The 21,272-nt window shown below is 32.3% G+C and carries 20 protein-coding genes and 1 other annotated feature; all 20 genes read left to right on the plus strand.

The window, feature by feature from the left end; translation table 11 throughout:
- Positions 1–2 precede the first annotated feature (2 nt).
- The 20 genes from rsmD to KEC48_RS03100 all read left to right on the plus strand — a co-directional run bounded on the left by rsmD (position 3) and on the right by KEC48_RS03100 (position 21,270).
- Positions 3–563 (plus strand): 16S rRNA (guanine(966)-N(2))-methyltransferase RsmD, encoded by a 561-nt coding sequence (gene rsmD / locus KEC48_RS03005; RefSeq protein WP_087357497.1) that lies wholly within the window; start codon positions 3–5, stop codon positions 561–563.
- Complete coding sequence (gene coaD, locus KEC48_RS03010; RefSeq protein ID WP_205088813.1) at positions 560–1,051, plus strand: pantetheine-phosphate adenylyltransferase; 492 nt, start codon at positions 560–562, stop codon at positions 1,049–1,051. The genes rsmD and coaD overlap by 4 nt, the downstream gene beginning before the upstream one ends.
- Positions 1,048–1,920 (plus strand): aspartate carbamoyltransferase catalytic subunit, encoded by an 873-nt coding sequence (locus KEC48_RS03015; RefSeq protein WP_087357495.1) that lies wholly within the window; start codon positions 1,048–1,050, stop codon positions 1,918–1,920. Before coaD ends, KEC48_RS03015 begins: the two co-directional genes overlap by 4 nt.
- Complete coding sequence (locus tag KEC48_RS03020) at positions 1,913–3,187, plus strand: dihydroorotase (RefSeq protein WP_211964290.1); 1,275 nt, start codon at positions 1,913–1,915, stop codon at positions 3,185–3,187. Before KEC48_RS03015 ends, KEC48_RS03020 begins: the two co-directional genes overlap by 8 nt.
- Positions 3,188–3,946, plus strand: coding sequence for a dihydroorotate dehydrogenase electron transfer subunit (locus KEC48_RS03025; RefSeq protein ID WP_249191399.1), 759 nt, complete (start codon positions 3,188–3,190; stop codon positions 3,944–3,946). It begins immediately after the preceding gene.
- Complete coding sequence (locus KEC48_RS03030; RefSeq protein WP_087357492.1) at positions 3,939–4,862, plus strand: dihydroorotate dehydrogenase; 924 nt, start codon at positions 3,939–3,941, stop codon at positions 4,860–4,862. Before KEC48_RS03025 ends, KEC48_RS03030 begins: the two co-directional genes overlap by 8 nt.
- A gap of 42 nt (positions 4,863–4,904) precedes the next feature.
- The gene (locus KEC48_RS03035) at positions 4,905–5,765 is read left to right on the plus strand and encodes a DMT family transporter (RefSeq protein WP_211964291.1); all 861 of its coding nucleotides are present in this window, start codon (positions 4,905–4,907) and stop codon (positions 5,763–5,765) included.
- Between the two features lie 127 nt (positions 5,766–5,892).
- The gene (gene rpsO / locus KEC48_RS03040) at positions 5,893–6,159 is read left to right on the plus strand and encodes a 30S ribosomal protein S15 (protein WP_087245886.1); all 267 of its coding nucleotides are present in this window, start codon (positions 5,893–5,895) and stop codon (positions 6,157–6,159) included.
- Between the two features lie 114 nt (positions 6,160–6,273).
- Complete coding sequence (pnp, locus tag KEC48_RS03045) at positions 6,274–8,412, plus strand: polyribonucleotide nucleotidyltransferase (protein WP_087357490.1); 2,139 nt, start codon at positions 6,274–6,276, stop codon at positions 8,410–8,412.
- On the plus strand, positions 8,405–8,959 hold the full coding sequence (locus KEC48_RS03050; protein WP_211964293.1) for a Maf family protein: 555 nt from the start codon (positions 8,405–8,407) through the stop codon (positions 8,957–8,959). The genes pnp and KEC48_RS03050 overlap by 8 nt, the downstream gene beginning before the upstream one ends.
- Positions 8,960–9,073: 114 nt before the next feature.
- Positions 9,074–10,192, plus strand: a complete 1,119-nt coding sequence (locus KEC48_RS03055) for an ATP-dependent 6-phosphofructokinase (RefSeq protein WP_087357488.1) — start codon at positions 9,074–9,076, stop codon at positions 10,190–10,192.
- A 130-nt stretch (positions 10,193–10,322) separates the two neighbouring features.
- Positions 10,323–11,246 (plus strand): hypothetical protein, encoded by a 924-nt coding sequence (locus KEC48_RS03060; RefSeq protein ID WP_211964294.1) that lies wholly within the window; start codon positions 10,323–10,325, stop codon positions 11,244–11,246.
- Between the two features lie 65 nt (positions 11,247–11,311).
- Positions 11,312–12,592: a trigger factor gene (gene tig / locus KEC48_RS03065; protein ID WP_087357486.1), complete on the plus strand. Its 1,281-nt coding sequence runs from the start codon at positions 11,312–11,314 to the stop codon at positions 12,590–12,592.
- A gap of 94 nt (positions 12,593–12,686) precedes the next feature.
- The gene (gene lon / locus KEC48_RS03070; RefSeq protein ID WP_211964296.1) at positions 12,687–15,014 is read left to right on the plus strand and encodes an endopeptidase La; all 2,328 of its coding nucleotides are present in this window, start codon (positions 12,687–12,689) and stop codon (positions 15,012–15,014) included.
- Positions 15,015–15,056: 42 nt separating this feature from the next.
- Positions 15,057–15,662: a ribosome biogenesis GTP-binding protein YihA/YsxC gene (gene yihA, locus KEC48_RS03075; RefSeq protein ID WP_211964298.1), complete on the plus strand. Its 606-nt coding sequence runs from the start codon at positions 15,057–15,059 to the stop codon at positions 15,660–15,662.
- A 96-nt stretch (positions 15,663–15,758) separates the two neighbouring features.
- Positions 15,759–16,067: a PTS sugar transporter subunit IIB gene (locus KEC48_RS03080; protein WP_087357483.1), complete on the plus strand. Its 309-nt coding sequence runs from the start codon at positions 15,759–15,761 to the stop codon at positions 16,065–16,067.
- Between the two features lie 79 nt (positions 16,068–16,146).
- Complete coding sequence (locus tag KEC48_RS03085; protein WP_205088806.1) at positions 16,147–16,821, plus strand: LysM peptidoglycan-binding domain-containing protein; 675 nt, start codon at positions 16,147–16,149, stop codon at positions 16,819–16,821.
- Complete coding sequence (locus KEC48_RS03090; protein ID WP_211964300.1) at positions 16,818–17,723, plus strand: hypothetical protein; 906 nt, start codon at positions 16,818–16,820, stop codon at positions 17,721–17,723. The genes KEC48_RS03085 and KEC48_RS03090 overlap by 4 nt, the downstream gene beginning before the upstream one ends.
- A 30-nt stretch (positions 17,724–17,753) precedes the next feature.
- Positions 17,754–17,958, plus strand: a binding site (T-box leader).
- A gap of 32 nt (positions 17,959–17,990) precedes the next feature.
- Positions 17,991–18,677 (plus strand): DUF4375 domain-containing protein, encoded by a 687-nt coding sequence (locus KEC48_RS03095; protein WP_211964301.1) that lies wholly within the window; start codon positions 17,991–17,993, stop codon positions 18,675–18,677.
- Positions 18,646–21,270, plus strand: a complete 2,625-nt coding sequence (locus KEC48_RS03100) for a valine--tRNA ligase (RefSeq protein WP_349291054.1) — start codon at positions 18,646–18,648, stop codon at positions 21,268–21,270. The genes KEC48_RS03095 and KEC48_RS03100 overlap by 32 nt, the downstream gene beginning before the upstream one ends.
- Positions 21,271–21,272: the final 2 nt, after the last annotated feature.

The following is a 21,272-nucleotide window of genomic DNA, read 5'->3' on the forward strand; positions in this document are numbered from 1 at the left end:
AAATGAGAGTCATTGCAGGAAAATTGAAAAGTCGACAGTTGAAAAGTGTTGATTCTAAATTGACAAGACCAACAACGGATAAAAATAAAGAAAATTTATTTAATATGATAGGTCCTTATTTTGAAGGAGGACGATGTCTGGATTTATTTGCTGGTAGTGGTGGTTTAGGAATCGAAGCTATCAGTCGAGGAATGGATGAATTATATAGTGTTGATAAACAATATCGTGCTTTTGCGACTATTCAACATAATATAAAGACATTAGGTATTGAAAACCAGGTTCATGTTTATAAGCTGGATTATAGTAAAGCTTTGTTAAAATTGGCACAGGAACAAGTCAGTTTTCATCTGGTTTTATTAGATCCCCCTTATCAGATGAAAATTCATCAAAAAATCTTAGATTTTTTGGTTGAACATCATATGCTTTGTGATCAATGTATCATTGTCATTGAAGATTTAAAAGAAGAAGCCATTGATGTCAAAGAACCTTTTGTTTTAAAGAAACAACAAAATTATGGAATTACATCTTTACAGATATTAGTTTATAAGGAGAAAAAATCATGAATGCAGTTTATGCGGGAACATTTGATCCAGTCACAAGTGGACATTTAGATATTATTGAACGTGCGAGTAAAATGTACGATATTTTGTATGTGACTATTTTTGTCAATCCTCAAAAAACAACGTTATTTTCTTTGGAAGAACGTATAGAATTATTAAAAGAAGTGACAAGTTGCTTTGATAATGTACGTGTTGATTTTAGTCAGGATCTGGCAGTGTCCTATGCTAAAAAAATGAATGCGCCAATATTGGTTAGAGGATTAAGAGCCACAATGGATTTTGAATATGAATTACAGATGGCTTTTTCTAATCAATATCTGGATGATAGTGTAGATATGGTTTTCTTTATGACAAGACCTAATCATTCCTTTATTTCATCTTCATCGGTCAAAGAAATGGCTTCTCATCAGCATCATGTCACAGGGCTTGTTCCACCTGTTGTTGAAGAAGCTTTAGAAAAGAAATTTAAGAAAAACAAGGAGGCTTTATGAAAAAAATAGTTGATTTAAATGATTTATCATTAGCACAGATTCAAGATATTCTTGATGAAGCGATTGCTTTTAAAAATGGCAAAGTGGTTGATTATCATCAAAAAAAGGTTGTAGCAAATCTTTTCTTTGAACCTTCTACAAGAACGCATTATAGTTTTGATATGGCAGCTGGTAATTTAGGGTGTCGAACACAAAACTTTGAAGCCAGTAACTCTAGTTTAAAAAAAGGTGAAACTTTATATGATACTTGTAAATTATTTGAAAGTATTGGTTGTGATGCTTTGGTAATTCGTCATCCTGAAGAAGATTATTTTAAACAATTAGAGAAATTAAAAGTGCCTATTTTAAATGCTGGAGATGGTAAAGGAAATCATCCTTCACAATCATTACTGGATTTAATGACAATTAAAGAGGAATTTGGACATTTTGAAGGTTTGAATGTGGTGATTGTTGGTGATATTTTACATTCTCGTGTTGCACATTCTAATTATCATGTTATGCAAAGGCTGGGTATGAATGTTTATACATCAGGACCTTTAGAGTATAAGCAGGAAGGTTATCATTATGTTGATTTTGATGATGTCATTGAAGATATGGATGTTGTGATGTTGTTAAGAGTACAACATGAACGTCATGTGGGAGATGAAAATTTTTCTAAAGAGAAATATCACCAGATTTATGGACTATCTTTAGAAAGATATCAACGTTTAAAAGATAATGCGATTATTATGCATCCAGCACCTATTAATCGTGATGTAGAGATTAAAGATGAATTGGTAGAAAGTGAGAAGAGTCGTATTTTTACACAAATGCGAAATGGTGTTTATGTAAGAATGGCAATGCTTCATAAGGTATTAGAAGATGAATAGTTATTTATTAAAAAATGTTCATTTATATCATCAAGGTGTTTTTAAGAAAACAGATATTCTTGTGAAAAATGGATATATTGAAAAGATAGATGAAAATATAACAGGTTTTGAACCGGTTATTGATTTACAGGGAAAATATGCTTCACATAACTTCATAGATATACATACACATTTAAGAGAACCGGGTTTTGAACACAAAGAAACTATTCATACAGGGAGCTTAAGTGCTTTATATGGAGGATATGGAACGATTGTAGCTATGGCAAATACATTACCATGTATGGATGATCTAGAAGATGTTGAAGATTTTAAACAGAGAGTGGTCCATGATGCCTGTGTCAATGTTTATACATATAGTGCGATTACTGAAAATTTAAAAGGTCAAAAACTTGTGGATATGGCACAACTCGTTCAAGAGGATATTGTTTTAGGGTTCTCGGATGATGGCAAGGGTGTTCAAAATGATGATATGATGGATTTAGCTATGCAACTGGCTGGGAATCTGGATTCCATCATTGTCGCTCATTGTGAAGATGAAAGTGAATTGCATGGCGGATGTATTCACGAAGGACATTATGCCAAAGAACATCATCTTATAGGTATTAATAGTGCTTCTGAATATAAACAAGTAGCTAGAGATTTAGATATTGTCAGACAATATCATAATCGTTATCATATTTGCCATATTTCTACAAAAGAAACGGTTGATTTGTTACATCAGGCAAGACAGGAAGGATTGTGCGTTTCAGGTGAAGCTTCACCACATCATTTGATTTTGACAGAAGATAATATTCAAGATTGTTCACCACAATATAAAATGAATCCTCCATTAAGAAGTAAGGAAGATCATCAGGCATTAATCAAAGGTTTGAATGAAAAAACAATTACGGTTATTGCGACAGACCATGCGCCACATGCCAGAGAGGAAAAAGCCACAAGTATTGAAAAAGCACCATTTGGTATTATTGGTTTACAACATGCTTTTTCATTGCTGTATACTTATCTTGTCAAGAAAAATCTTGTGTCTTTAGAAACAATCTTGGATGCTTTGACAGTAGGACCAGCTCAAGTTTTACGTCTGGATTGTCAAATTCAGGAAGGTTCATTAGCTAATTTATGTATCTTTGATTTGAATGAACATTTTATTATTGAACAAAAAGATTTAAAATCAAAATCAGCAAATACACCTTTTTTAGGGGCAGAATGTTATGGTCGTATTGTTGCGAATATTGTTAATGGTGAATATAATGATTTGGAGGAAAAATAGATGAAAAACTTTCAAGGAATGATGACAATTGTTTCTAAAAGAGAGCTTGTTAAAGATGTTTTTGAGATGGTTTTAGAAGGTGAAGCCGCACGTTTTATTCAAGCTCCGGGACAGTTTATTAATATCAAAATTAATGATTCTTTACAGCCTTATTTAAGAAGACCAATGAGTATTTGTGATTATGATGACAATCATATCACTATGATTTTTAAAGTTGTAGGTGAAGGAACAAAGATTTTATCACAGAAAGAAATAGGTCATCAGTTAGATTGTTTAACAGGTTTAGGAAATGGTTTTCTAGATTATCAGGCGAAAAAAGCTATTGTTATTGGAGGGGGACTAGGGGTGCCTCCAATGTATAAATTAGCGAAGACTTTAAAAGAGCAAGGTGTTGAAGTTCAAGCTGTTTTAGGTTTTAACAGTAAAAATGATGTGTTCTATCAACAAGAATTTATGGATATTTGTCCTACCTTTTTAGCAACAATGGATGGAAGTGCTGGTGTTCAAGGGACAGTTCTTGATGCTATTGAAGCTCATCAGCTGGTATTTGATAAATATTATGCCTGTGGTCCAGAAAAAATGTTAGATGCCTGTGTGATGGCTTATCCAGAAAATGGTTATTTATCTTTTGAAGCACGTATGGGCTGTGGTTTTGGTGCCTGTATGGGATGTTCATGTAAAGTGAAAACAAAACCTTATAAACGTATATGTGTTGAAGGTCCAGTCTTAATGTCAAGTGAGGTGATTATTGGTGGTTAATTTAAGAGTTCAGTTGCCCGGTTTAGATATGAAAAATCCAGTGATTCCAGCCAGTGGAACTTTTGGTTTTGGTTATGAATTTGCAAAGTTTTATGATATCAACTGTTTAGGATCTATGATGTTAAAAGGGACAACACTGGAACCACGTTATGGCAATCCTTTGCCAAGAATAGCCGAAGGACCAAGTGGTATGTTAAATGCGATTGGTTTACAAAATCCTGGTGTTGATGCTGTTATGAATGAAGAATTAGAAAAATTAAGACCACTATATACTGATAAAGTGATTGCGAATATCGGTGGAAGTGCGATTGATGATTATGTTGAAACAGCACGACGTATATCTACTCATGATATGGTTGGGGCTTTAGAATTGAATATTTCCTGTCCGAATGTTCATGCTGGAGGTATTCAGTTTGGAACAAATCCAGAAATGGCTGGAGAAGTGACTCGAGCTGTGAAAGCTGTAAGTCAAAAGCCTGTTTATGTCAAATTATCTCCTAATGTGACTGATATTGTTGCTATGGCAAAAGCTGTAGAAGAAGCTGGAGCTGATGGGATTACGATGATCAATACATTGATTGGAATGCGTTTTGATATCAAAACGGGGAAACCTATTATTGCTAATAAGACAGGAGGATATAGTGGACCAGCTATTTTCCCAGTTGCTTTAAGAATGGTTTATCAAGTGAGTCAGGCAGTATCTATTCCTGTCATTGGAATGGGTGGTATTGCCAGTGGTAAGGATGCGATCGAAATGATGATTGCTGGAGCCAGTGCTGTCGCTGTTGGTTGTCAAAATCTCATTGATCCATATGCCTGTCCAAAAATTATTGAAGAAATGAATGAGATTCTGGATAATATGGGAATAGAAGACATTCATGAAATCATTGGTCGCTCACATCAATATGAAAAGTGAATAAATGCGTAAAGAATGGACATACTATATGGGGTGAATTGTATGTCCATTTATTTTCAGTTGTTTCTTGCCAGTTTCTTTTGGGGTAGTAATATCATTGTTATGAAATTATTACTTCATCATCTTCCCTTTCTTTTTTTAGCCTTTCTCCGTGTTCTTTTTTCTTTTGTTTTTTTAGGTATCTATCTTTATTTTCATCACATTTCTTTAAATAATTTTGATAAAAAGAAAATGTTAATCATTTCACTTTTATCCATATATCTCAATTTCTTTTTAACATTTATAGGAATGAATCAAGTGAAAGGTATTGATAATGCATTAATGAATGCTTTGTCACCAACGATTACTTTTCTTCTCTCTTTGCTTTTTTTGAAATACCATCTTTCATTAAAAGAGTGGATGGGTATGTTTTTATCACTCTTTGCTTTTCTCTTGTCTATTCGTTTTCAAATTTTTTCAATACAAAGTGGTTTTTATTATTTACTGGCAGGAATGACATTGTATATTTTAGGAAATATTTTAATCCAGAAGTGGCATATTGAACCTAGTATAAGTTTTACTTTTTATGAATTGTTATATGGTTCACTTTTTTTATGGATACATAGCTGGGTGGATGGACAATTGGCATTTGATCGTTTGTTGACATTGCCATTATGGCAATGGGGATTATTTTTAATGATATCAGGTGTAGGTTTTGCTTATATACAAGTGACATATATGAAAGCAATAGCTCAAATTGGGGCAGTACAGACGAGTTTCTTTCTCAGTTTGAATCCTATTTTTACGTATTTGGAATCACTTGTTTTTTTACAGGAGCCTTTTGATTTTATTCATTTTGTAAGTTTTTTGTTGTTGATTTTGGCTTTGATCATAACAAAACAGCAAAATAAGGATAAAGAATGATTTTTATGAAAATATCTTGACTTTTTCTAAGCTTTCTTTATAATTACAAATGCGGCTATATCTAGGATGTAAGAGTCCTCGACCTATTTCTTGGACATGGCTAAGTACAAAATAAGGAGGAAAACAAATGTTAACTAAAGAAGAAAAAACTGCTATTATGAAAGAATATGCAACAAAAGAAGGAGATACAGGTTCTCCAGAAGTACAAATTGCTGTATTAACTGCTGATATTAACAAATTAAATGAACATTTTAAAGTTCATAAAAAAGACTATCATTCAAATAGAGGTCTTTTAAAGAAAATCGGTAGAAGAAGGGATTTATTAAAATATTTAAAAAATAAAGATCTTGACAGATATACTGCATTAGTTGACAAATTAGGTTTAAGAAGATAAGGATATTCATAGTGAATATCTTTTCTTTTTGAATAAATATCATGAAGAAATGTTTTGTTATTAAATAAAAATATGCTATAATGACAAAGATAATGAATGAGGTGAAATGATAATATGTCGAAACATGTAATGAGTTTAGATTTTTATGGAAAAAAAATCACTGTTGAAACAGGGGAACTGGCTAAACAGGCTAATGGTTCGGTTTTAGTGAGATACGATGATACAGTGATTTTATCTACTGCTGTTGCGGGAAAAGAACCTAAAGATGTTGACTTTTTTCCTTTGACAGTTACATATGAAGAAAAATTATATTCTGTTGGTAAGATTCCGGGAGGTTTCTTAAAAAGAGAGGGTCGTCCTAGTGAACATGGAACTTTAACAGCACGTATGATTGATAGACCTATCAGACCTTTATTTGCTGATGGTTTTAGAAATGAAGTTCAAGTTGTGAATACAGTGTTGTCTGTTGATCAGAATGCATCACCAGAAATGGCAGCAATGTTAGGAGCGTCACTGGCATTATGTTTATCAGATATTCCATTTAATGGACCAATTGCAGGAGTTAATGTGGGATTGATTGATGGTGAATTTACAATTAATGCAGGTCCTGAAGAAATGGAAAGAAGTTTAATCAATCTTGAAGTTGCTGGAACAAAAGAAGCCATTAACATGGTTGAAGCAGATGCTAAAGAAGTGGATGAAGAAACGATGTTAAATGCTTTGATGTTTGGACATGAAGCTATTAAACAATTGATTGCTTTTGAAGAAGAAATTGTAACTTTATATGGAAAAGAAAAAATAGAAATTCCATTATTTGAGTTAGATCAAAATATTGTTGATGAAGTGACAGCTCTTGCTAAAGAAAGAATGATTTCTGCTGTGTCTATTCCCGGTAAACTGGAAAGATATGCAGCGATTGATACGATTAATGAAGAAGTTGTTGCTTTATTTGAGGCTAGAGAATATGCTGATTTAAAAGAACAGGAATCTGTTTTAAAACAAGTCAAAATTGTTTTACATGATTTAGAAAAAGATGAAGTCAGAAGATTGATTACAGAAGATAAAGTACGTCCAGATGGTAGACGTATTGATGAAGTGCGTCCTTTAGATGCTCAAGTAGATTTGTTGCCTAGAGTACATGGTTCAGCTTTATTTACTCGTGGAGAAACACAGGTATTATCTGTTTGTACATTAGGGGCTTTAGGAGAACATCAAAAAATTGATGGATTAGGACTAGAAGATCAAAAACGTTTCATGCACCACTATAATTTCCCACCATATTCGGTTGGAGAAACAGGAAGAATGGGAGCGCCGGGTCGTCGTGAAATTGGTCATGGAGCTTTAGGTGAAAGAGCTTTAGCTCAAGTCATTCCTAATGAAGAAGAATTCCCATATACTATCCGTGTTGTTTCAGAAGTACTGGAATCTAATGGTTCATCATCACAGGCTTCTATTTGTGCATCTTCGATGGCATTGATGGCAGCTGGGGTACCTATCAGCAATCCTGTCAGCGGTGTCGCTATGGGACTTGTAAAAAAAGGTGATGATTATACAATTTTAACTGATATTCAAGGTATGGAAGATCATCTGGGAGATATGGATTTTAAAGTTGCTGGAACAAAAAATGGAATCTGTGCTTTGCAGATGGATATCAAAATTGATGGAATTACTAAAGAAATTTTACAGGAAGCTTTAGCACAAGCAAAAGCAGGACGTCAACAAATTATGGATTGTATGATGTCAGCTATCAATGAACCAAGAGATCATTTGAGTCCTTATGCTCCAAAAGTTTATATGATGAAGATTGAACCAGATCAAATTAAAGATGTTATTGGAACTGGTGGAAAAACAATTAATGAAATTATTGAAAAATCAAATGATGTCAAAATTGATATTGAACAAGATGGTCGTGTTACTATTTACCATTATGACCAAGAAGCTATTGAAACTGCTGCAAAACTGATTGAAAACATTGTGAGAAAAGCTCAAGTGGGTGAAATTTATGATGGAAAAGTTGTACGTGTAGAAGATAAGTATGCATTTGTAGAATTATTTGAAGGAACAAATGGATTCTTACATGTGGGTGATATTGCTCATGAACGTATTCATAAGGCTTCAGATGTTTTAAAATTAGGGGATATCATTAAGGTAAAAGTCACAAAGATTACAGATAAGGGTGTTAATGTTTCAAGAAAAGCATTATTGCCTAAACCAATTCATAAAGAAGAAAAGAAAGATAAAGAACATGACTAAAAAAATTATTTTAGCAAGTACTTCTCCCCGTAGAAAGGAATTGCTAGAAAGAGAAGGCATTGACTTTTTAGTCGATGCTTCTTTTGTTGATGAAACACTTAATGAATCATTACCTATTGAAAAAAGACTTTGTGATTTAGCACAAAGAAAAGCATTTCCTATTCATCAAAAATATCCCGATGATATTGTCATTGGGGCAGATACTATTGTTTATTTTGAAGATGAAGTTATTGGAAAAGCTCAAGATGAAAGGATGGCTAGACATATTTTAGAACGTCTTTCTCATCAAAAACATCTTGTTTATACAGCTGTCGCCATTTACATTGGACATGATATAAAAACATTTTGTGAAAAAACAGAAGTTTATTTTCGTGATATCAGCTCATTGATTCCCGATTATCTTGCTTCAAAGGAGTGGGTTGGCAAAGCTGGTGCCTATGGGATTCAAGGTAAGGCAGATTGTTTTGTTGATCATATTGTTGGTGATTTAAATAATGTGATTGGCCTGCCTGTAACAAAAGTTATGGAATGTTTACATCAAAAATAGCATTTCTATCTTTTGTTTTTATGAAAAAAATTGTAAACGTATTCATTTTTTGTTGTTTTCTGTGTTGATTTTTATTATAATGGAGAATGGAAAATAAATGTGGAGGATATTGATATGGAAAAGAAAGTAAAAAGAATTGCATTGCTTTCTGGTGGTGGTGACTGTCCAGGATTAAATGCTGTGATTAGAACAATTACAAAGACAGCTATTCGTAAATATGGTTGGGAAGTTATTGGTTATGTTTATGGATATCGTGGTTTATATAACAATAATTATATTGAATTAACAGAAGAAAAAGTAGAAAGCATTTATAAAGAAGGGGGAACAATTCTTTATAGTTCTAACAAAGACAACCTTTTTGATTATTTAGTTGATGATGGAAAAGGTGGAAAAGTAAAAAAAGATGTGAGTGATGTCGGTGTTGAGAACTTGAAAAAAGCCGGTGTTGATGTGCTTGTTGTTTTAGGAGGAGATGGAACTTTAACGAGTGCCAGAGATTTTTCAAGAAAAGGTGTTCAAGTGATTGGAGTTCCTAAAACAATGGATAATGATTTATCAAGTACAGATTTAACTTATGGTTTCATTAGTGCTATGAGTGTTGGAACAGAATTCATTGATCGTTTACAGACAACAGCGAAATCACATCATCGTGTGATTTGTTGTGAATTAATGGGTAGAGATGCTGGATGGATTGCCTTATATTCTGGATTGGCTGGAAATGCTGGAGTATGTTTGATTCCTGAAATTCCTTTTACAATTGAAAACATTGCAAAACATATCGCAAAACGTGATGAACAAGGGTTACCATATACAGTTATTGCTGTAGCTGAAGGTGCTAAATATGCAGATGGTACAAAAGTCATTGGTAAAATTGTAGAAGATTCACCTGATCCAGTTCGTTATAGTGGTTTAGCAGCAAAAGTTGCTGATGATTTGGAAAAAGTGATTCCTAATCATGAAGTTCGTTCTGTAAATCCAGGACATATTATTCGTGGTGGAGATATTAGTCCATATGATAGAATTCTGTCTATTCGCTTTGGTGTAAAAGCCTGTGAATTGATTGATGAGGGATTATTTGGCAATGTCGTCACACTTCATGGGGAACAAATGGATTATACGTCTTTAGAGGAAGTTATTGGTGATGCTAAATTTGGTAAACAAAAACGTGTTGATCCAAATGGTGAATTGGTTCGTGCTGCTAAAGCAATTGGTGTTTGCTTTGGAGATGAATAAAAGAAAACTGTTATGCATGTTGATGTATAACAGTTTTTTAAAGAAAATAAAGCAAAACATATAAAAATGATTTGCTTAAATACAAGAACTTTGATAGAATATCACGTACAAGTCAAAAGGGGTGAACAAAATGATTGAAGAATTAATTGAAAACGGTGAATATCTTCAAGCCTTAAAACATCTTCATGATATGAATGATGAAACAACAAGATATTTAAGACTTGTATGCCTTATTGGACTTGGTGAATATGAGAAAGCCAGAGTGGAAGGTATCCATGCAAAATCCTTAGCAAAAGAAACTTATTATGATGTGGTATCAATGTATATCATGGCATTAAAGGAATTAGGATGTTATGAAGAAGCAATTGATCTTTTAATTGAAGAATTATCTATGCCTTATATTCCTTATCAGTATGAAAATTTATTTAATACGGCTTATGATGAAATTCTATTAGAAAAGAAAGAAGCAAGATATGAAGTAGAAAGTCAAAATCAAATCTTTTCGGTGGAAGAAATTGAACAGTTATTAAATAAAAAAGATTGCAATGAAGATTTGTTATATATGGCGATTGATCAGTTACAGCAATTAAATGTACGTATGCTGATTCCAACGATAAGAGAATATCTTATTGACCCTCATAAACATTTCTTTGCAAAAACATTGTTGATTGAAATCATGATTGATCAACAGGTTGATGAAGAAATGGAAGTAGAGAAGTTTGGGCAATACTATTCTTTCAATCCTAGTTATATGCCACTGGTTTTAGAACAACTTGCCTATCAAGGCATTTTGAAATATTTAGAAAATGCTTTGGAAAGTGAAAACCCATCACTTTTTGAACAATGTCAAGAATATCTGGAATATCTATTGTATTCATTTTATCCACAGGAAATCTATGAGATGGATTTCAATGTCTGGGCAGCTGCTATACATTATTATGTTGCGACATTGCTTTCAATAGATGTTGACTTGTCAGAATTAGAAATTTTATATTATTGTGATTTAGAAGCAATCGAAGAACAAATTTTAGCACTCAAGCAAGTTGAGTGTTAAAAAGAGTTGCATTATAAGATTGTTTCATGTATAATAAGCGTGTTGAAATAATGGAGGAAGTATAAATGGAAACAGTTTGTAATAAACTTGAAAAATCAATGATGGAAGTCAAAGTGACTTTCACAACTGAAGAATGGAAAAAAGCACAAGAGAAAGCTTTAGACAAATTAGCTAAAAATGTCAAAATGGATGGTTTTAGAAAAGGGCATGTACCTAAACAAATGATTAAAGCCAGACTTGGTAAAGGAGCTATTTTAGAAGAAGCAACTGATATGATTTTACAACAAAATTATTCAGGTATTTTATTGGATAATGATATTCATCCAGTAGGGCAACCTGAAGTTAAAATTGATGAAATCTCAGAAGAAGTACTTAAATTAACAGTTACTGCACCAGTTGCACCAGAAGTGAAATTAGGTCAGTATAAAGGGTTAGAAGTGAAAAAGACTCAAGTGAAAGTCACAAAGAAAGAAATTGAAGCTGAATTAAAAAATTATCAAAATCAATTTGCTGAATTAGTGATTAAAGAAGAAGGTCAAGTAGAAAACGGTGATACTGCTGTAATCGATTTTGAAGGATTTAAAGATGGTGTGGCTTTTGAAGGTGGAAAAGGTGAAAATCATCCACTGGAAATTGGTTCAGGGTCTTTCATTCCAGGGTTTGAAGAACAATTAATTGGAATGGGAATTGGTGAAGAAAAAGAAATCGAAGTGACTTTCCCAGAAAATTACCAAATGGCTGATTTAGCAGGACAAAAAGCAACTTTTAAAGTGAAAGTTCATGAAATTAAATCTAAAGTTTTACCAGAAATTGATGATGAATTAGCAAAAGATGTTAATGTTGATGGTGTTGAAACATTGGCTGATCTTGAAACTTATACAAAAGAACAAATCAAAAATAGAAAACAAAATGAAGCTGAAGCTAAATTCAGTGATGATATTTTCAATGCTGTGATTGAAAATACACCACTTGAAGTTCCTGATGCAATGATTGAATCTGAAATTGATTTGATGTTAAGAGAAGTTGAACAAAATTTATCTCAACAAGGTTTAACAATGGATTTATTCCAACAGTTAACTGGAAAAACACTTGATGATATGAAAGCTGAAATGAGAGAACAAGCTGAAAAGCGTGTAAAATTTAATTTAATTTTATCTGAAATCGTTAAAGCAGAAAATATCGAAGTCAGTGATGATGAAGTTGATGAAGAAGTAAAAGAAATTGCTACTTATTATGGTAGAGAATTCGATGAAGTGAAAAAACTTTTTGAAGGACAGTTGGGACAAATTAAAAATGATTTAGCAACTCGTAAAGCTGTTCAATTGATTAAAGATAATGTAAAATAAGACGCTTCAAGCGTCTTGTTTTATTAAGACATATGAATAGACAAGTGACTCATTATTCTATATAATAATGAAGATACAAAGGAGGTCATGAATTATGGATGAATTAGATATTGTTGTTGATTTACCCGTCATTTGTACCAGGGGGATGGTTGTTTTTCCATCTCATGAAATTTCTTTAGATGTAGGAAGAAGTTTTAGTCTGAAAGCAATTGAATTAAGTGTGAATGAATTTGATGAAAATGTTGTATTTATTTCTCAAAAAAATCCACTTGATGAAAATACAGATTTTGATCATGTTTATCATTATGGAACATTATGTAAGATTAAAAGAAGAATTAAAAGAGATAATCATGGAACAATTAAATTGACTGTTGAAGGTCAAAAAAGAGTCGAAATCTTAAATCTTGAAGAAAGAGATGGTTGTCTTTTTGCGAAAACAAAATATCTTGAAGATATTCATGGAGATCGTGCTGAAGAAATTGCTTTGGTTAGAAAAATTACAGATCAAATGCAGACAATGCATAAAAATCTTCAAGTTTTTCCACGTGAAGTCTTTGCCAGCTTATCTCAAGGAATGAGTGCCAGTGCATTGGCTGATACGATTGGACAATATATTAATGTTGAATTAAAGACAAAACAACAAATTTTATCTGAATGTGATATTAATAAACGTTTATTGTTGGTTCTTGCTAGTATGGAAGAAGAAAAAACAATTAACGAAATCGAAGAAAAAATTAATATCAAGGTCAAAGAAAGTATTGATGAAAATCAAAGAGAATATTATTTAAGAGAAAAACTTCGTGCGATTAAAGAAGAACTTGGGGATACGCCAAGTAAAGAAGATGATACGGATTATATTCGTGAAGAAATTCAAAATCAACCTTATCCTCAACATATTAAAGATAAGATTGAAGAAGAATTAAAACGTTATGATATGATGCCACCTGCTTCTTCAGAAGCAAATGTTGTTAGAACTTATATTGATTGGGTGATGAAAACACCTTGGTATCAGGAAACTGAAGATACACAGGATATCAATGAAGTTGAAAGAATTCTTAATGAAGATCATTTTGGATTAGAAAAACCAAAAGAAAGAATTGTTGAACATTTAGCTGTTAAACAAATGACACAGTCTTTAAATGCCCCAATTATTTGTTTAGTTGGTCCACCAGGTGTTGGTAAAACTTCTATTTCTAAATCTATTGCCAGAGCTTTAGGAAGAAAATTTGTAAAGGCTTCTTTAGGTGGTGTAAGAGATGAAGCTGAAATTAGAGGACATCGTAGAACTTATTTAGGCTCTATGCCAGGAAGAATTATTCAAGGTATGAAGAAAGCGGGTGTTATTAATCCTGTCTTCTTGTTAGATGAAATAGATAAGATGTCTAGTGATTATAAGGGTGATCCGACAAGTGCAATGCTGGAAGTTCTTGATCCAGAACAAAATCAGTTTTTCTCTGATAACTATTTAGAAGAACCTTATGATTTATCAAAAGTATTATTTATTGCGACAGCAAACGATTTGGGAAGCATTCCAGATCCATTAAGAGATAGATTAGAAATTATTGAAATTTCTTCTTATACAGAACAGGAAAAATTAGAAATTGCGAAAAGACATTTATTGAAAAAAGAACTCGCTGTTCATGGTTTAAAACCAGAACAATTACAACTGAGTGATGAAGCAACGATGCATGTGATTCGTCATTATACACGTGAAGCGGGAGTAAGACAGTTAGAAAGACTGATTGCGAAAATCTGTCGTAAAGCTGTTTTGAAAATACTTAAAGATCAGTCTTTAGTATTGTCTTTAAATGTTGATGATTTAGAAGAATATCTTGGTAAAGCACCATTTGAACATACAAAAAAATTAGATAAACCGCAAGTTGGTGTGGTGACTGGAATGGCATATACACAATATGGTGGAGATATTTTACCGATTGAAGTTAATCACTTTGCAGGTAGTGGGAAATTTATTATTACCGGTCAATTAGGTGATGTGATGAAAGAATCAGCATCTATTGCCTTAGATTATATGAAAGCTAATTCACAAAAATATGGATTAGAAAATATTGAATTTGATAAACAGGATATTCATATTCATGTTCCAGAAGGAGCCGTGAAAAAAGATGGGCCAAGTGCTGGTGTCACATTAACAACTGCAATTTTATCAGCTTTCAGTAATCGTCCAGTTCGAGATGATGTTGCTATGACGGGCGAAATTACATTGAGAGGGCAAGTCCTTCCTATAGGCGGTTTGAAGGAAAAATCTATTTCTGCACATCGCAGTGGTATTCGTACAATTATCATTCCTAAAGATAATGAAAAAGATATTGATGATATTCCTCAATCTGTTCAAAATGATTTAAATATTATATTAGCAGATAATATTGATACTGTTTTGGAAAATGCTTTAGTGAAACAATAAAGCTGCTGATTTATCAGTGGCTTTTTTTGAAAGGAGAAAACTATGTATAAAGTGAATAAAGCACAGTTTTTGCTTTGTGCCGCATGGAAATCACAGTGGCCTGATCATGATTTACCTGAAATATGTCTGGCTGGGCGTAGTAATGTAGGAAAATCAAGTTTGATTAATACACTCACAAATCATCAAAAACTGGCCAAAGTATCGGGAACACCCGGAAAAACACGAACATTAAACTTTTTTAACATTAATGATGAAGTTTGTCTTGTAGATGTACCTGGTTATGGTTATGCAAAGGTAAGTGATTCTATTAAAGAAAGCTTTGCTGATATGATTGATACGTATTTGAGAGATCGAGAATTATTAAGAGGTTTGATTTTAATTGTTGACTATCGTCATAAACCAACACGTGATGATATTCAAATGTATCAATATGCTAAATATTATCAAATACCAGTCATCGTTGTAGCTACAAAAGAAGATAAGTTAAAACGCAATGATTTAAAGAAAAATGAAAAACGTATCAAAGAAACTTTAGATTTTCAAAAAGGAGATATGTTTGTTCGTTTCTCTAGTTTGAATAAAGTGGGTATTGATGAATTATGGCAGGATATTTTTAAGCTTTGTGATAATCATGATGAAATAAAATAAATATGATAAATGAAGAAAGCTCTGACGACTTAAGTCAAACCAACTCTTAACAAATGAAAATAATTTATGTATAATAATTACGAGGAGGGGAAGAAAATGATACATATTATGTTATGCTGTGCTTCTGGTATGTCAACAAGTTTGCTTGTAGAGAAAATGATTAAAGCGGCATCAGAACAAGGTATTGAAGCTGATATATGGGCTGTTGGAGCAAATGAAGTGAAAGCCAATGCTGCAAAAGCAGATATTATTTTATTAGGGCCACAAGTTCGTTATGCTCAACGTAAGATTGAAGCTGAAGCACCGGGTGTACCTGTTGCTCATATAGATATGAAAGATTATGGAATGATGAATGGAAAATCTGTTTTAAAACAGGCATTAGAACTTATTCAAACGAAGAAGTAGATGTTAAAGTCTACTTTTTTTATTGAAAGAATGTTCATATTCTTTCAATAAAAGCATACAGTTTGTTAGGAGGGATTGTATGCAGAAAATTTATTTTAAGAAAAAGGTTGATTTAAATCATCAATTAAATGAGTTGATTTCTATATCTGTTGATGAATCTATACGTTATAAAATGGAAACAGATGGGATGCGTGCGATTGGCAGTATCATGATTAATGGTGAATATAAAGATAGACAGGAAAAACATCAGTTTCATGAAACGATAGATTTAGATATTTTTGCTTTATTTGAGAAAATTACAGATAAGAGAGATTTTCATGTGAAAGTTGAGGATTTTGATTATCACTTGGTTGATGGAAATTTATCTCTCGTGATTCAAGCTTGTGTCTATGGAGTTCTTGATGATGAAGATCGTGTTGTTGATACCGTTGAACAAGATCATGATATGGATTCAGCAGAAGAAATTGAAAAGTTATTGAGAGAAGAAGAAAAAATTGTAGATGTTATAGATAAACAGGAATCAGCTGTCAATGACTCAGTCATTTCAGAAAAACCAAAAGAAGTACCTGTTTTAGAAGAAAACGATGATCTGGAGGAAGATCTGGGAACATATTATTTTTATGTTGTTCAAGATGGTGATAGTTATGAAACAATCGCCAGACATTATCAAATAGATGAATATGCTTTAAAATCTTATAATCATGAACGTTCTTTGACGTCAGGAACGATTGTGATTATACCTTATGTGATATGAAAGATGTTATTTTAAAAAATTATGATTTTCATGTGATTGGTGAAATTAAGTTAAGCAGCCATGTTTTTAAACTGAAGTGTCATGAAGGTTATTTCGTAGTGAAAATCACATCTCAAAAATCTTTACAAAACATGTATGATTTAGTGGAAACATTAAATTTATCATGTTTTGTTCATATTATACCTAATCTTCATCATGAATATTTAACTATTTATCAGCATCAATATCTTTATTTAATGCCTTTTATTGAAAGCGGATCACAACATCTTAAGGAAATGAAGATTCAATTTTATTTTGAAACATTAGCTTATTTACATGAACATAGTTTTTATGATATGAAAGTGAATCAGCAATATTTTCACACTCTTGAAAAGGATGTCTTAAAGGTCATCAATGAACGTTTTCAATATTATGAAAAAATGATAGAAAGCTATGAAAATGAAGTCTACCGTTCACCAAGTCAATGGATGCTGGTTATGAATTATTATCGTATATATGATGCTTTAGCTTTGGCAAAGCAATATCTATCGCAGTATATGAATTGTATTCAAGAATGTCATTCTATTCGTATATGTCTGACTTATAAAAATTTTGATTATCAGCATATTTCACTAAAACATAAATGTTTGATTTCATTGGATTATATGGAAATGGATTTACCTATTTACGATATATTTGATATGTATCAAAAAATACCAGATATTCTTTTTGATTTAGATTGTTTAAGTCAATCTTATTTAAAAAAATTTGAACTAAGAAAAGAAGAAAAACTTTTGCTTTGTTGTTTAATGAATATTGTACCTATTATTCAATTTGAACATGATGAGATTGATAATATCATTAAATTGTCACGTTTATTATATTATTTAGATTCTGTTCATCATTTTATTACACAGTTATAATTGACTTTCATAATGAGGTTTGTTAGAATATAGTAGACGTTGATGAGGAGGAGTACATTTTGTATTCTGATAGAGAATCTCTGGGTGGTGGAAAGAGATAGAAGAAGAAATGGAAGGTAGCCTTTGAGTCTGTTTTCTGAAAGAGGAGTAGGTAAACACGTAGAACTGCGTTAAAGTTTTGAGGTATACGATCAGTATATAAATTAAGGTGGTACCACGAACATTCGTCCTTATACGAATGTTCTTTTTTATTGAAGGAGGAGAAAAATGGCAAATTATATTATATGGGGATTATTTATTGCAGCTTTGATTTTTTTAGGTTATTTCTTTATGAAAAGAATTAATGAAGGAAAGGCACAACGTCAAAAAGCATTACTGGAATATGAGGAAAAGAAAGAAAAATATTCATATTTAAGACCGGGTGTCTTAGATGTATGTCCTAGAGAAGATGTGACAGCAGCTGCTTTGTTTCATTGTATGAGAAAAGAAAATGATGATTTTGAACATTATTTTGAACAAATGAACGAAAGTGAAAAAACAGTTTATGGCATTTATATGATTACAACATCTTTAGAAGGTCGTAATGCATCATTACATAGTTTCTTTTTAAGTCCTGCCAGTCAACCATTTGTGCCAATGATTGTAGATATATTTGAAAGAATTGGAGCACATGAATTGGCTGATTTAATGAAGGCAGCAAGACGTTTTGCTGAAATTATTGAAAATGACGAAGATGATGATGAAGATGATCCAGAAATGGGAGATTATTCACGCTATAATTTTACTGACTTTACCAATGAGTTTATTACTCTTGTCAGCACAACAAATGTCAATGAAAAATTAACGCAATATGTTTTAGATCATAAGGAAGATTTCTATGATTATGAAATACCAGAAGAAGATTTGAAAGAGGGAGTTGAAAATAATGAAGAAAGAATTAGCGACGAAATATGATCATAAAGCTGTTGAAGAAGGGAAATATCGCACATGGTTAGATCATCACTATTTTGAAGCTGGAGACACTTCTAAAAAACCATATAGTATTGTTATTCCACCACCAAATGTAACAGGAAAACTTCACTTGGGACATGCTTGGGATACAACTTTACAAGACATGATTATTCGTTATAAAAGAATGCAAGGCTATGATGCTTTGTGGTTACCGGGAATGGATCATGCGGGGATTGCAACACAGGCTAAAGTGGAAGCACGTCTAAGAGAAGACGGAATTTCTCGTTATGATTTAGGACGTGAAAAATTTCTAGAAAAAGCATGGTCTTGGAAAGAAGAATATGCTTCTATTATTCGTAGTCAATGGGAAAAATTAGGTCTTTCTCTTGATTACACAAAAGAACGTTTCACATTAGATGAAGGATTAAGTGAAGCAGTCAAAACTGTTTTTGTAACACTTTATAAAAAAGGTTATATTTATCAAGGAGAACGTATTATTAACTGGGATCCAGTACAACGCACGGCTTTATCTAATATTGAAGTTATTCATAAAGAAATTGAAGGACATATGTATTATTTCAATTACGAAGTTGTGGAAACAGGTGAAAATCTAGTTATCGCAACAACACGTCCAGAAACAATGTTTGCCGATCAGGCTATCTTTGTTCATCCTGATGATACAAGATATCAGCATCTGGTTGGAAAACATGCTATTAACCCGGCTAATGGTGAAGCCTTACCAATTATGGCAGATAGTTATATTGATATGAGCTTTGGAACAGCTGTTATGAAATGTACACCTGCGCATGATCCTAATGACTTTGCTCTTGCTAAAAAATATCAATTAGCAATGCCTAAATGTATGAATGATGATGGCACAATGAATGAATTATGTGGACCTTATCAGGGAATGGATCGTTTTGAATGTCGTGAAGCTCTAGTTCACGATTTTGAATCAAGAGGTGTCGTTGATCATATTGAAAAACATATGCATCAAGTAGGGCATTCTGAAAGAAGTCATGCTATTGTAGAACCTTATTTATCTAAGCAATGGTTTGTAAAAATGAAACCATTAGCGAATGCAGCCTTAGAAAATCAGATGAAAGATTCTAAAGTTTCATTCGTGCCACCACGTTTTGAAAAGACTTTTAAACAATGGATGGAAAATATTGAAGACTGGTGTATTTCACGTCAATTATGGTGGGGACATCAAATTCCTGCATGGTATCATAAAGAAACAGGAGAAATTTATGTAGGAAAAGAGCCACCACAAGACATTGAAAACTGGAAACAGGATGAAGATGTGCTTGATACATGGTTTTCAAGTGCATTATGGCCTTTTTCAACAATGGGATGGCCAAATACAGAAAGTGAACTTTATCAACGTTATTTTCCAACAGATACATTGGTAACAGGTTATGATATCATCTTTTTCTGGGTTTCTCGAATGATTTTCCAGTCATTAGAATTTACAGGACAAAGACCATTTCAAAATGTTTTGATTCATGGTTTGATTCGTGATGAACAGGGTAGAAAGATGTCTAAATCTTTAGGTAATGGTGTTGACCCAATGGATGTTATTGATCAATATGGAGCGGATACTTTACGTTTCTTTTTAACAACTAATTCTGCACCGGGTATGGATTTAAGATATATTCCAGAAAAACTAGATGCGGCATGGAATTTCATCAATAAAATATGGAATAGTGCTCGATTTGTTTTAATGAATATTGATGATGATATGTCTTATCAGAATTTATCTTTTGACCATTTGAATTTGGCTGATCAATGGATTTTAAATCGTTTAAACGAAGTTATTACTTCAGTTGATGAGAATATGGATAAGTTTGAATTTGTTAATGTTGGTAGTGAATTGTATAACTTTATCTGGGATGATTTTTGTTCATGGTATATTGAATTATCAAAAGTTCATTTAAACAGTGATGATGAAATAGAAAAGAAAGCAACCCAAAATACACTGGTTTATGTATTAAACGCAATAGTTAGATTATTACATCCATTCATGCCTTTTGTAACAGAAGAAATTTATTTATCAATTCCTCATTTACAGCCATCTATCTGTATTGCAAACTGGCCAACAGTTAATCCGGATTTCAATAATGAAATAATTCAAGATCAGTTTGTTTATTTGATTGATATTATTAAAGGGATTAGAAATTTAAGAGCCCAATATGTTATAAAAAATGCTATTGAAATTGCTTATTCAATTCAAACACAGGATAACCAGCTTGAAAATTTATTGGAAAATCTTTCTCCATATATTTATAAGTTATGTCATGCACGTTGTTTTGGATATAATGTTGAAACATCTTCAAATGTAGCAACAGAAATGATTAAAGGTGGAAATGCATTGATTATTGAACTAGGTGATTATATTGATTTAGAAGCTGAAAAGAAAAAAATGGAAGATGAAATTAAAAAGCTTGAAAATGAAATCAAGCGTTGTGAATCCATGCTTTCTAATCCAAACTTTGTTTCTAAGGCACCTGCTCAAAAAGTTGAACAGGAAAAACAGAAACTGGCTGATTATCAATCAAAATTTAATACAATGAAAGATAAATTAAATCAAATGTAAAG

It is taken from the genome of Clostridium sp. C1 (assembly GCF_018223625.1).
GTDB lineage: Bacteria > Bacillota_I > Bacilli_A > Erysipelotrichales > Coprobacillaceae > Allocoprobacillus.